This is a genomic window from Streptomyces sp. NRRL F-2580, assembly GCF_000720115.1.
GTDB lineage: Bacteria > Actinomycetota > Actinomycetes > Streptomycetales > Streptomycetaceae > Streptomyces.
Map to the genome: position 1 here is coordinate 84,113 of NZ_JOIR01000031.1, position 12,921 is coordinate 97,033.

Annotated in this window: 11 protein-coding genes; 8 read left to right on the forward strand and 3 right to left on the reverse strand. The window is 71.3% G+C overall.

Annotated features, from left to right (window positions below):
• Window position 1: 1 nt before the first annotated feature.
• Both IF88_RS0128730 and pdhA read right to left on the reverse strand, forming a co-directional pair.
• Window positions 2-982 carry an alpha-ketoacid dehydrogenase subunit beta gene (locus tag IF88_RS0128730; RefSeq protein WP_030718741.1) on the reverse strand — a complete coding sequence of 327 codons (981 nt, stop codon included), beginning with the start codon at window positions 980-982 and terminating at the stop codon, window positions 2-4.
• Complete coding sequence (gene pdhA, locus IF88_RS0128735) at window positions 982-2,190, reverse strand: pyruvate dehydrogenase (acetyl-transferring) E1 component subunit alpha (RefSeq protein ID WP_030718744.1); 1,209 nt, start codon at window positions 2,188-2,190, stop codon at window positions 982-984. Before pdhA ends, IF88_RS0128730 begins: the two co-directional genes overlap by 1 nt.
• 326 nt (window positions 2,191-2,516) lie before the next feature.
• Between pdhA and IF88_RS0128740 the strand changes: the two genes are divergently transcribed.
• Window positions 2,517-3,176 carry a response regulator gene (locus tag IF88_RS0128740; RefSeq protein WP_030718746.1) on the forward strand — a complete coding sequence of 220 codons (660 nt, stop codon included), beginning with the start codon at window positions 2,517-2,519 and terminating at the stop codon, window positions 3,174-3,176.
• Between the two features lie 126 nt (window positions 3,177-3,302).
• Entirely contained in the window at window positions 3,303-3,476 is a 174-nt protein-coding gene (locus IF88_RS0128745) for a hypothetical protein (protein ID WP_420711008.1), read from the forward strand.
• Window positions 3,477-3,591: 115 nt separating this feature from the next.
• Here IF88_RS0128745 and IF88_RS0128750 read toward each other — a convergent pair whose 3' ends face one another.
• Window positions 3,592-5,184: a protein kinase domain-containing protein gene (locus tag IF88_RS0128750; RefSeq protein ID WP_030718748.1), complete on the reverse strand. Its 1,593-nt coding sequence runs from the start codon at window positions 5,182-5,184 to the stop codon at window positions 3,592-3,594.
• Between the two features lie 230 nt (window positions 5,185-5,414).
• On the opposite strand from IF88_RS0128750, the gene IF88_RS0128755 reads away from it, so the two are divergent.
• From IF88_RS0128755 to IF88_RS0128780, 6 genes are all read left to right on the forward strand, one after another.
• Window positions 5,415-7,076, forward strand: coding sequence for a protein kinase domain-containing protein (locus IF88_RS0128755; protein WP_030718749.1), 1,662 nt, complete (start codon window positions 5,415-5,417; stop codon window positions 7,074-7,076).
• Between the two features lie 198 nt (window positions 7,077-7,274).
• Complete coding sequence (locus IF88_RS0128760) at window positions 7,275-7,799, forward strand: hypothetical protein (RefSeq protein ID WP_030718751.1); 525 nt, start codon at window positions 7,275-7,277, stop codon at window positions 7,797-7,799.
• A 96-nt stretch (window positions 7,800-7,895) separates the two neighbouring features.
• A complete protein-coding gene (locus tag IF88_RS0128765; RefSeq protein WP_037807341.1) occupies window positions 7,896-8,549 on the forward strand; it encodes a PadR family transcriptional regulator in 654 nt (217 codons plus the stop codon).
• Between the two features lie 25 nt (window positions 8,550-8,574).
• Entirely contained in the window at window positions 8,575-9,321 is a 747-nt protein-coding gene (locus tag IF88_RS0128770; protein ID WP_030718757.1) for an ABC transporter ATP-binding protein, read from the forward strand.
• Window positions 9,322-9,422: 101 nt separating this feature from the next.
• On the forward strand, window positions 9,423-12,182 hold the full coding sequence (locus tag IF88_RS0128775; protein WP_078893206.1) for an ABC transporter permease: 2,760 nt from the start codon (window positions 9,423-9,425) through the stop codon (window positions 12,180-12,182).
• An 81-nt stretch (window positions 12,183-12,263) separates the two neighbouring features.
• Window positions 12,264-12,800: a bacterial proteasome activator family protein gene (locus IF88_RS0128780; protein WP_030718763.1), complete on the forward strand. Its 537-nt coding sequence runs from the start codon at window positions 12,264-12,266 to the stop codon at window positions 12,798-12,800.
• Window positions 12,801-12,921: the final 121 nt, after the last annotated feature.

A 12,921-nucleotide genomic window follows, 5' to 3' on the forward strand; every position in this document is an offset into this window, starting at 1 on the left:
CTCAGTACGCCAGCGAGCGGTCGACGGCGTCGAGCACCCGGTCCAGGCCCGGCAGGTACTCGTCCTCCAGGCGGGCCGGCGGGTACGGGGCGTGGAACCCGCCCACGCGCAGCACCGGCGCCTCCAGGTGGTAGAAGCACCGCTCCGTGATGCGAGCGGCGATCTCGGAGCCCATGCCCAGGAACACCGGCGCCTCGTGCACGACGACCAGCCGGCGGGTCTTCTCGACCGAGGTCTGCAGACCGTCGAAGTCGACCGGGGACATCGAGCGCAGGTCGACGACCTCCACCGACTTGCCCTCCTCGGCGGCCGCGGCCGCCGCCTCCAGGCAGACCTTCACCATCGGGCCGTAGGCGGCCAGGGTGATGTCCGAGCCCTCGCGGGCCACGCGCGCCTTGTGCAGCTCACCGGGGATGGCGTCGACGTCGACCTCGCCCTTGTCCCAGTAGCGGCGCTTCGGCTCGAAGAAGATCACCGGGTCGTCGCTGAGGATCGCCTGCTGGAGCATCCAGTAGGCGTCGCCCGCGTTCGACGGGGAGACCACCTTGAGGCCCGGGACGTGCGCGAAGAGCGCCTCCGGGGACTCGCTGTGGTGCTCGACCGCGCCGATGCCGCCCGCGTACGGGATGCGGATGACGACCGGCATCTTGATCTTGCCCAGGGCCCGCGCGTGCATCTTCGCGAGCTGCGTGACGATCTGGTCGTACGCGGGGAAGACGAAACCGTCGAACTGGATCTCCACGACCGGCCGGTACCCGCGCAGGGCCAGGCCGATCGCGGTGCCGACGATGCCCGACTCGGCGAGCGGGGTGTCGATGACCCGCTCCTCGCCGAAGTCCTTCTGCAGGCCGTCGGTGATCCGGAAGACACCGCCCAGCTTGCCGACGTCCTCACCCATGATCAGGACCTTCGGGTCCTGCTCCAGGGCCTTGCGCAGCGACTCGTTGAGCGCCTTCGCGATCGACATCTTCTCGACAGCCATCAGTGACCCTCCTCGGCCGACTCGAAGGACGCGAGGTAGGCGGCGAACTGCGCGCGCTCCTCGTCGACGAGCGCGTGCCCGTCCGCGTAGACGTTCTCGAAGATCGCCATGGTGTCCGGGTCGGGCATGGAGCGCACGGCCTCGCGCACGCGCTTGCCCATGGCCTCGCTCTCGGCCTCCAGCTCGGCGAAGAACGCCTCGTCGGCGCCGCCCGTGGCCAGCAGGTGCGCCTTCAGGCGCAGGATCGGGTCCTTGGACTCCCAGGCCGCCGTCTCCTCGTCCCGCCGGTACTTCGTCGGGTCGTCGGAGGTGGTGTGCGCGCCCATCCGGTACGTGAACGCCTCGACCAGGGTCGGGCCCTCGCCGCGGCGCGCCCGGTCCAGGGCCCAGCGGGTCACGGCCAGGCAGGCCAGCACGTCGTTGCCGTCGACGCGGATGCCCGGGAAGCCGAAGCCCTGCGCGCGCTGGTAGAGCGGCACGCGCATCTGGCGCTCGGTCGGCTCGGAGATCGCCCACTGGTTGTTCTGGCAGAAGAACACCACGGGGGAGTTGTAGACGGCGGAGAAGTTGAAGGCCTCCATCACGTCGCCCTGGCTGGACGCGCCGTCGCCGAAGTAGGCGATGACGGCCGCGTCCGCGCCGTCCTTGGCCACGCCCATCGCGTAACCGGTCGCGTGGAGCGTCTGCGAGCCGATGACGATCGTGTAGAGGTGGAAGTTGTTGGTGTTCGGGTCCCAGCCGCCGTGGTTCACGCCGCGGAACATGCCGAGCAGGTTGGTCGGGTCGACCCCGCGGCACCAGGCCACGCCGTGCTCGCGGTACGTCGGGAAGACGTAGTCCTCGTCGTTCAGCGCCCGGCCGGAGCCGATCTGCGCGGCCTCCTGGCCGAGGAGCGAGGCCCACAGGCCCAGCTCGCCCTGACGCTGCAGGGCGGTCGCCTCACCGTCGAACCGACGGGTCATGACCATGTCGCGGTACAGCCCGCGCAGGTCCTCGGTGGTGATGTCGGCGACGAAGGGGGCGAACTCGGCGTTCTCCGCGTTGTCGACGCGGTCCCCTTCGGGCGTCAGCAGCTGTACGAGCTGAGGTACGACATCCTGCGTCTGCGCGGTGGCAGCGGCGGGCTTGGCGGCGCTTGCCGCGCCTGCCGCCCGCTTGGTGCCGCTGCTGCGTCGCGGCTTGCGCGCGGCAGTGCTCTCCACGGTCACGTGTGCTCCTCCGTCGGTCCGGCACCCGGGTTCTCCGGGGTCCAGTGCGGCTCACCTGCATCCGTGACGAGCGCACGGGGTGTGTGCGCGTCGCGTTCGGGATTCAGGCGTGACAGGTGCCCCGGCGAGTGCCCTGCGCAATGCACGTTACCCAGTGCGCCGCATAACTGCGAAACCCCGTTTGACCTGCGTTTTTGCTTGGATTTCCAAGTAAATCCGCGGCAGCGGGAACAACCACTGGTCACAGCCTTGCAGGGGCCGGGAACAACGGCACGTTATCCCGGGTAACTCCGGCAGGGAAGGGGTGAGCGTGTGAAACTGACTTCGTGCCCGAAGACGGAAAAATCAAGGTATTCCTCCTGGACGACCACGAAGTGGTACGTCGGGGCGTCCACGAGCTCTTGTCGGTCGAACAGGACATCGAGATCGTCGGTGAGGCGGGTACGGCCGCGGACGCTCTGGTCCGCATTCCCGCCACCCGCCCCGACGTGGCCGTCCTCGACGTCCGGCTGCCCGACGGCAGCGGTGTGGAGGTGTGCCGCGAGGTGCGCTCCCAGAACGAGGACGTCAAGTGCCTGATGCTGACCTCCTTCGCGGACGACGAGGCGCTGTTCGACGCGATCATGGCCGGCGCCTCGGGCTACGTACTCAAGGCGATCCGCGGAAATGAGCTGCTCAGCGCGGTGCGCGACGTGGCCGCCGGCAAGTCCCTGCTGGACCCGGTCGCCACCGCCCGGGTGCTGGAGCGGCTGCGCGACGGCAAGAACGGCAAGCGCGACGACCGGCTCTCCCACCTCACCGAGCAGGAGCGCAAGATCCTCGACCTGATCGGCGAGGGCCTGACCAACCGCGTCATCGGCGAGCGGCTGCACCTGGCCGAGAAGACGATCAAGAACTACGTCTCCAGCCTGCTCTCGAAGCTGGGCATGGAGCGCCGCTCCCAGGCCGCCGCCTACGTGGCCCGCCTGCAGGCCGAGAAGCGCTAGGCGGAGAAGCGCTGGGCGGCCCGTCGCCGGGTGGCTCCCCGGCGCGCGCGGTGGCATTCGGGACCAACGTCCCCGGTCATCGGGGCGGGCTCCTTCTTCAATTGCTCGGACCCCCGACTCTGGTCGGTGCAGTTCACCGGAACGGCGCAGCTCGTCGAGCCGACCACCGCAGAACTGGAACTATTCGGTCCGGGTCCACATTTCGTGGACGGCGCGGTCTTCGACCCCGTCCACCTGCGGATCGAACCCCAGTTCATCACCGTGCACTCACTCGCCGGGAATCCCGAACGGCAGTACTAACACGCCCTCTGATCGCCTCTGACCTGCGCGTACGCGGAAAGGGGAACGGGCCCGGCGGAATTGCTTCCGCCCGGCCCGTTCCCGTACTCCCGTACCGTCCGTCAGCCTTAGTCCGTCACTCCTCGAACAGGCCGCTGCCGGGGCCGCCCGTCTCGGTGGGCTTCGTCGGCGGCGTCGTCGCGGGCTTGGTCGGCGCGGTCGTCGAGGGCTTCGTCGTCGCCGTGTTGGACGGCGAGGTCGAACCGGTCGGCGAGTGCGAGGCGGTCGGCGAGTTCGACGGGCTGAAGCTCTGCGTCCGGCTGCGGCTCGGCAGGGGCTGGTTGTCGTTGTTCGACGGAGCGGTGTCCGTGACCTGGTGCGAAGGCTGGGCGTCCGGAGACTTGGACGCGCTCGGCGCGGCGCTGGAGCTCGGCTTGTTGCCGGGCGTCTGCTTCTCTTCGCCCTTGCTGCCCACGCTGTTGACCGCGAAGGCCACGCCGCCCGCGATCGCGACGATCGCGAGCACCGCGAACAGCCACATCTTCCAGCGGCTGCCGTTGCCGCCGCGGTCGTCATAGCCTTCGTAGCCGCCGCCGTTGCCGCCGGGACCGCGGCCGCCGGGGAACGCCGAGCCGTCGTCCGGGTTGAGCGGCGCCACCATCGGCTGCTGGAACTGCGAGGTCGAGGAGTGCGCGGGGTGCTGCCGCTGCCCGCCGGTCCCGGCCGCGGGCATGACCGTGGTGGCGTTCCCGCCGCCCCGGCCGTGCGGCAGGGCCATGGTGACCGGACCGGTGTTCCAGGTGCCGGTGTTCGCCCCCTGGTCGTGCAGCATCTGCAGCGCGTACTGGACCAGTCCGCGCATCTCCTCGGCGCTCTGGAACCGGTCGTCCGGGTCCTTGGCGAGGGAGCGCATGACGAGCCCGTCGAGCTCCTGCGGGATGTGGTGGCCCTCCGGCAGCTGCGAGGGCGGCACGGGCGCGTCCTGGACGTGCTGGTAGACCACCGACAGCGGGGTCTCGCCGGTGAACGGGGGCCGCAGCGCGAGGAGTTCGTAGAGCAGACAGCCTGTCGCGTACAGGTCGGAGCGGTGGTCCACGGCCTTGCCGAGGGCCTGCTCGGGCGACAGGTACTGCGGGGTGCCCATGACCATGCCGGTCTGGGTCATCGTCGACTGGACGCCGTGCAGGGCGCGGGCGATGCCGAAGTCCATCACCTTCACCGCGCCGGTCTCGGTGATGATGACGTTCGCCGGCTTGATGTCGCGGTGCACGATGCCGTGCTGGTGCGAGTACGCGAGGGCTTCGAGCACGCCCGAGGTGATGATGAGCGCCTGCTCGGGGCCCGGCGCCTCGGCGCTGACCAGCAGGTCGCGGATGGTGCGGCCCTCGACCAGCTCCATCACGATGTAGGGGACTGTGTTCGGGCCGACCCGGTCCTCGCCCGAGTCGTACACGGCGACGACGGCGTGATGGTTCAGCCCGGCGACGGACTGCGCCTCGCGGGTGAAGCGGGCCTTGGACACCGGGTCCTCGGCCAGGTCGGCGCGCAGCAGCTTCACGGCGACGGTGCGGCCCAGCCGTACGTCCTCGGCCGCGAAGACCTCGGCCATGCCGCCCCGGCCCAGCCGGTGCGTCAGCCGGTAACGGCCGTCTCCCACCAGGCCGCCGGCGCCCCAGTGCTCAGGACCATCGGTCATCCCGGCGCCGTTTCCCTCGGGTTCGGGTGCCATCAGTCCTCGCCGTCGTCTCTCTCGGCCGCCGCTCAGCGGTAGTCCTCTTCTTTGGTGTTCCGACGAACGCTACAGCCTCGGAACCGGTCACCGTTCGGACAAGACCACCCTGTGCCCATGTGGTCACGGAACGGGCACCTGGCTTGACGTGTGCTTGCCCTCGGGCAGACTGGGCGCCATATGCGCCCGGCCAGAGGCGTGGGGACACATCCCGAGGGGAAGCAACAGTCATGAGCCAGGACGGCACTCAGGGCCAGTACGCGGGCGGCTCTCTGGCCGGTGGCCGTTACCAGCTAAGGGACTTGCTGGGCGCGGGCGGCATGGCCTCCGTGTACCTGGCGTACGACTCGGCGCTCGACCGGCAGGTCGCCATCAAGACCCTGCACAGCGACCTCGGCCGCGAGCAGTCGTTCCGGGAGCGGTTCCGCCGCGAGGCCCAGGCTGTAGCGAAACTGTCGCACACGAACATCGTCTCGGTATTCGACACCGGTGAAGGCGAAGTGACGTTCGGCGGCTCCGGCGCGGGCGACGGCGCCGTGATGCCCTACATCGTCATGGAATACGTGGAAGGCCAGCCCCTCGGCTCGGTGCTGGAGGCGGACATCCGCCAGTACGGCGCCATGCCGGCGGACAAGGCCCTGAAGGTGACGGCCGACGTGCTGGCCGCCCTGGAGACCAGCCACGAGATGGGGCTCGTCCACCGCGACATCAAGCCCGGCAACGTCATGGTGAACAAGCGCGGCGTGGTCAAGGTGATGGACTTCGGCATCGCCCGCGCCATGCAGTCGGGGGTCACCTCGATGACGCAGACCGGCATGGTCGTCGGCACCCCGCAGTACCTCTCGCCCGAGCAGGCGCTCGGACGCGGCGTCGACGCCCGCTCCGACCTGTACTCGGTCGGCATCATGCTGTTCCAGCTGCTGACCGGGCGGATCCCCTTCGACGCGGACTCGCCGCTGGCCATCGCGTACGCCCACGTGCAGGAGGAGCCGGTCGCCCCGTCCTCCGTCAACCGTTCGCTCACCCCGGCGATGGACGCGCTGGTGGCGCGGGCCCTCAAGAAGAACCCGAACGAGCGCTTCCCCACCGCCGCGGCCATGGGCGACGAGGTGGCGCGGGTTCTGGCCTCCGGGCAGACCGGGGCGCCGGTCATCGTCCAGGGCCACGGGCCGCTGAGCAGTGGCGCGGGCGTGGCCTCGGCCGTGTTCCCGCCGGTGGACTCCGGCTTCCAGGCGTCGCCGCAGTCGGTGCAGCAGCCGTACCAGGCCCACACCCCGACACCCGCGCCGTACGCGCCGACGCCGGCCCCGCAGGCGCACGCGCAGGGCGGCTACGCCTACCCGCACACGCCCCCGCCGCAGCAGTACGCGCCGCAGGCCGCGCAGCCGTACACGATCTCCCCGGCGAGCACGCAGAACCAGTCCGCGGCGGGCGGCGACGGCAAGCGGAACATGCCGGTGGTCGTGGGCGCGATCGCGGTGGCGCTGCTGGCCGTCGGCGGTCTGATCGCGGCGATCGTGATGAACGGCGACGACGACAAGAAGGGCGGCACGACGGCGGACCCGGGGGCCTCCACGGCTGCGTCCGCCTCGGCCAAGGCCGGGTTCAAGGGGCCCGACATCACGCGCACGATCGACCCGAAGAAGTGCACGGAGCCGGTGAAGCACTACAGCGAGGCCGGCAAGTACTCGGCGCCGGACCTCAAGTACAAGAACCTGCTCTCCGTGAAGGAGTGCATCCAGGCCTCGGGCGGCAAGTACAAGATCGAATACAAGGACGAGGCCGTCTACGGCAAGGACACGGTGCTGATGCAGTCGCCGGCCGCCGGCGACAAGATCGACAAGGAAGGCACGGAGTACACGCTGACCGTGTCGACCGGCAATCCGGAGTAGTCCGTCGCGGTCCGGAGCAGTCCGTCGCCGCCCAGAGCATTCGGAGCAGCCCGCAGCAGAGGCACCCCACGACACACCGGCATCCCGGGCACCCCAATGGGGCGCCCGGGATGCTGGTTTTGCCCCACTATGTAAATCTGGGCGCACATCTCTGAGCTGAGCGAACGTCTCGGCCGCTCGGGACGGGAGGGGCTCCCCGTGATCCAAGGCTTCCGTCCGCCGCGCTGGCTGGCCTGTGCCGCACTGGTCGCCGCCGTCTTCGCGCCCGCCGCCTCCGCGTACGCCGGCCCGTTCGCCCTGTCCCCCGGCGCCGCCTCGCGCACCTCACCCGCCTTGCGCACCTCACCCGCCTCCTCGGCCTCGCCCACCCCCTCGGACGAGGCCCACCGCGAGCTCGCCGGCAGCTTCGCCGGGGTCGGGCGGGAGCGGCCCGGCCGGCCGGTGGGCGAGCCCGCCAACCCGGAGCTGGTCGTGGCAGCCCGGCCGCTGCCGGTCCGCCCGCACACCCGGCCCACACCCCCGGCACCGCCGCCGCCCCCACCGCCCCCACCGGCCGTGGCGCCGAGCCCGCGCGGCCCGCACGGGGAGGTCACCGCCCTCGGCACCGAACCGAACGACCGGGCCGCCGACCTGGCCGCCCACATACTGCCGCTCGGCACCGGATTCGCCCTGATGGGACTGGGTCTGGGCTACCTCGGCGTGCGCCTGCGCCGAAGCATCTAGGGGCGCGCGCGGCGAGCGGCGCGAAGGGGGTCCGCCCTCCGGCGTACACCTGAGGATGGTTGCCGAGAGTGAACATACTCGGTATACATACTCAGTATGTCGATCCGTCACGGGCTTCTCGCCCTACTGGAACGGGGTCCTCGGTACGGCTCCCAGCTGCGCACCGAGTTCGAATCCCGCACCGGCTCCACCTGGCCGCTCAACGTCGGGCAGGTGTACACGACCCTCGCCCGCCTCGAACGCGACGGTCTCGTCGCCCCCGACGGCGAGGACGCCGCCGGGCACACCCTGTACGCCATCACCGACTCCGGACGCACCGAGCTGCGCCAGTGGTACGAACGTCCCGTCGACCGGGCCAACCCGCCCCGCGACGAGCTCTCCATCAAGCTCGCGATGGCCGTGGGCGCACCCGGAGTGGACATCCGCGCCGTCATCCAGTCCCAGCGCCACGCCACGATCAAGGCGATGCAGGACTACACCCGGCTCAAGGCCACGGCGCTCGCCGCGGTCGAGAGCGGGCAGTCGCGCGAACGCGACGACGTGGCCTGGCTGCTCGTCCTGGAACAGCTGATCTTCCAGACCGAGGCCGAAGCCCGCTGGCTCGACCACTGCGAGGCCCGGCTCGTACGGCTCTCCCTGCCGGCCGACCGGAGAGCCGGCGAAGCCGAACCACCCCAGGCCACCGCCGCCGAGACCCCGGCCCCGACCACCACCGCCCGGCCCCGTACCGCCCGCATGCGGCGAGGCTGAACCACCGTCCCAGGGGGGATCCCTCATGCCTGACCAGCACCAGCACCAGCAACCTGTACTGCAGTTGGACCAACTCGTACGCACCCACGGCAGCGGCGCCACCGAAGTGCACGCCCTGCGCGGGATCAACCTCTCGGTCTTCCCCGGCGAACTCGTCGCCGTCATGGGCCCGTCCGGCTCCGGCAAGTCCACGCTGCTGACCCTCGCGGGCGGCCTCGACACCCCGAGCAGCGGCCGGGTCGTGGTCGAGGGCACCGACATCACCGCGGCGAGCCGCAAGCAGCTGGCCACCCTGCGCCGCCGCAGCATCGGGTACGTCTTCCAGGACTACAACCTGATACCGGCCCTCACCGCCGCCGAGAACGTGGCCCTGCCCCGGGAACTCGACGGGACCTCCGCCCGCAAGGCGCGGGCGTCCGCGCTCGCCGCGCTGGAGGAGATGGGCCTCGGCGCGCTCGCCGACCGCTTCCCCGACGAGATGTCCGGCGGCCAGCAGCAGCGCGTGGCCATCGCCCGCGCCCTCGTGGGCGACCGCCGCCTGGTCCTCGCCGACGAGCCCACCGGCGCCCTCGACTCCGAGACCGGCGAGTCCGTCCTCTCCCTGCTGCGCTCCCGCTGCGACGCGGGCGCCGCCGGGGTCCTCGTGACGCACGAGCCGCGGTTCGCCGCCTGGGCCGACCGCGTGGTCTTCCTGCGCGACGGCAGCGTCGTCGACGAGACCCTGCGCAGCCGGCCCGACTCGCTCCTCTCCGGGCAGGCGGCCGGCCAGTGACCTCCTCGCTCCAAGGCTGGTACCACTCCTGGGTCGCGGCCCTGCGCATAGCCCGCCGCGACGCCTGGCGGGCCAAGGGCCGCAGCGCCCTGGTCCTCGCGATGATCGCCCTGCCGATCATCGGCGTGAGCGCCGCCGACCTCACCCTGCGCAGCGCCGAGCTCTCCCCCGAACAGGCCCTCTCGCGCAAGATCGGGGCCGCCGACGCCCGCGTGAGCCACTCCCACCTGGGCGTGGCCCTCTACCAGCTGCCGGACGGCTCCAGCTCCGCGCCCGTCGGCGGCTACGACAAGTTCGACGGCGCTTCGTTGCCGCCGGAGAGCCCGAAGGAGCTGGACACGTCCGCGCTCCCGGCCGGGGCCCAGGTGATCAAGGACGCCGTGGGCTACGGCAAGATCCACACCAAGCACGGTCTGCTCGACACGGATCTGCACGAACTCGACGCGCAGAGCCCGCTGGTGGACGGCATGTTCACGCTCGATCGCGGCCGGCTGCCCGAGCGCGCCGGCGAGGTCGCCGCCACCACCGCCTTCCTGAAGGAATCCGGCCTCTTCGTCGGCTCCACCGTCACCCCGCGCGGCGCGACCGCGTCGTACAAGATCGTCGGTGCGTACGAGCTTCCCAGCAAGCTCGGCAAGCCCGAGATCCTCGCCCCGCCGGGAACCCTGATCGACCCGCTCGACCGGGCGCTGGAGGCCTCCGGAGGCTTCGGGCTCCGCCCCAACGTCACCTACCTGGTCAAGGTCGGCGGCGAAGGTTTCACGTGGAACATGGTCAAGGCGGCCAACACCAAGTCCCTGGTGGTCGTCTCCCGCGCCGTCCGACTGAACCCGCCCGCCGATGCCGACGTACCGCTCTTCCAGCAGGAGCCCAAGGAGCACTACGTGCAGGGCGCTGGCCGCGCCTCCGACATGGCCGTCGTGGCCACCGTCGTGGGCCTCGCCATGCTGGAGATCTGCCTGCTCGCCGGACCGGCCTTCGCGGTCGGCGCCCGGCGCTCGCGCCGCCAGCTCGGCCTGGTCGGCGCCAACGGCGGCGACCGGCGTCACATCCGCTCCATCGTGCTCTCCGGCGGCCTCGTCATCGGAGCCGTGTCCGCCGTCATCGGCACCGTCGTCGGCGTGGCGCTCACCATCGCGCTCCGTCCCGTCCTGGAAGGTCAGCTCGGCGTCCGCTTCGGCGGCCTAGACTTCCGCCCGCTGGAACTGGCCGGGATCGCCCTGCTCGCCGTGGTGACCGGCCTGCTGTCCGCGATCGTTCCCGCCGTCACCGCGTCCCGGCAGACCGTGCTGGCCGCGCTGACCGGCCGTCGCGGGGTGCGCCGCGCCAACCGGGTGCTGCCGGTCCTCGGCCTGATCGCCGTCGCCGTCGGCGCCGTGATCGCGCTGTACGGCACCGCGTCGAAGATGGGCGCCACCGTCGTCGCGGGCGGCAGCGCCATCGCCGAGCTGGGCATCGTCGCCCTCACGCCCGTCCTGGTCGGCCTGTTCGGCCGGTTCGGGCGCTGGCTGCCGCTGTCGCCGCGGCTCGCGCTGCGCGACGCCGTGCGCAACCGCGGGCGTACGGCGCCCGCCGTGGCCGCGGTGCTGGCCGCCGTCGCCGGCACCGTCGCGGTGGCCACGTACGAACACAGCCGGGACGTGCAGATGCGGCACGAGTACGTCGCCGACCTGCCCCGCGGCGCCGGGGTGCTGGAAGCCAGGGAGCACAGCGCCTACAAGGAGATTCCGGCCCTGCGCGCGGCCCTCTCCAAGGAACTCCCGGTGGCGGTCCGGGCCGACTTCGACCGGCTCGTCGTCGGCATGCCGAGCTGCGAGTCGTTCTCCCGGGAACCCGGCTGCGGCCGCGTCGAGATCATCAAGCCCAAGGAGCAGCGCTGCCCGCTCTCCGACGCCCCCGGAGGGCCTGACTCCTTCACCGAGGAACAGGCCCGGACACTGCGCCAGGACTGGCGCTGCGCACAGAGCCAGCGCATCAACCCCAACGAGGTGGTCGTCGCCGACGAGAAGCTGCTGAGCGTGCTGGCGGTCACCGACCCGGGCTCCGTGGCCGCCCTCAAGGAGGGCCGCGCCGTCTCCTTCGACAAGCGCCAGGTCAAGGACGGCAGGATCACCCTGCGGGTGATCACCGCCAAGGAAGGCGCCACCCCCCGCACCGCTGTCGGCGAGGATCCGGCCGGTGAGGACAAGGTCCTCCCCGTCCACCTGGCACCCGAGACCGCCGAAGGCTGGGGCATCCGACTGGTCCTGCCGCCCTCCGCGGCCAAGGCCGCCGGACTGGCCACGGCGGCGTCCGGTTCGTACTTCACCCTCGACGGGACGGCGAGCAGCGAGCAGCGGCAGAAGATCGCCGGGGAGATCGACCGCATGGGCGTCGAGGCCGAAGTGCGCATCGAGGCGGGCTACCAGGGCAACGACAGCCTGGGGCTGCTCGCCCTGACCGTCTTCGCGGGCCTGGTCACCATCGGCGCGGCCGGCATCGCCACCGGGCTCGCCCAGGCCGACGCCGAGGCCGATCTGAAGACCCTGGCGGCCGTGGGCGCGGCGCCGCGCGTGCGGCGGACGCTGAGCGGCTTCCAGTGCGGGGTGGTCGCCCTGATGGGTGTCGTCCTGGGCTCGGCGGCCGGGATCCTGCCCGCGGTGGGGCTGCGCATGGTGCAGCGACGGGAACTGGACGCGCTCTACCAGCACTCCCTCACCAAGGGCTACGTGTCGCTGCAGGAGGCCGTGCCCTACGTGCCGATCTCCGTGCCGTGGGAGACCCTCGCCCAGCTGATCGTCGTGGTCCCGCTCGGCGCGGCCCTGCTGGCGGCGCTGGTCACCCGCTCCAGCGGCGCCCTGGCCCGCCGGTCCGCGGAGTAATCCCGGGCCCCCGTACAGGGTGGATCACGACTGTACGGGGGCACACCGTGTGAGAACGAAGGTGTGCGAGAGAATGGCGGCATGGAGATGCCGAGGAGTGAACGGTCGCAGGACAGTCCCCCGCACGTCCTGATCGTGGGACAGGACGGGACGGCCGTCGGCGACGCCGATGACGAGTCGCGCGAGGTCCCGGTGACGGAGATGGTCGAACAGCCCGCCAAGGTCATGCGCATCGGCAGCATGATCAAGCAACTCCTGGAAGAGGTACGCGCCGCGCCTCTCGACGAGGCGAGCCGGGTCCGGCTCAAGGACATCCATGCCGCCTCGGTGAAGGAGCTGGAGGACGGTCTGGCCCCGGAGCTCGTGGAGGAACTGGAGCGCCTGTCCCTCCCGTTCACCGAGGAGGCCATTCCCTCCGAGGCCGAACTGCGCATCGCGCAGGCCCAGTTGGTGGGCTGGCTGGAAGGCCTCTTCCACGGCATCCAGACGGCCCTGTTCGCGCAGCAGATGGCGGCGCGGGCCCAGCTGGAACAGATGCGGCGCGCCCTCCCGCCGGGTGGCCCCCACGACGACGATGACGGCGGCCACGGCGCGATCCGCTCGGGCCCGTACCTGTAGGTCCGCCGTCTCCGCAGGGTCCGGATGCACCACGCATCCGGACCCGCTTCTCTTTCGGGCCGCCGGATAAGCCCGAGGTAAGTCCGGCTCCGCGCCGGGAACATGGTCCGCGCATACTCAT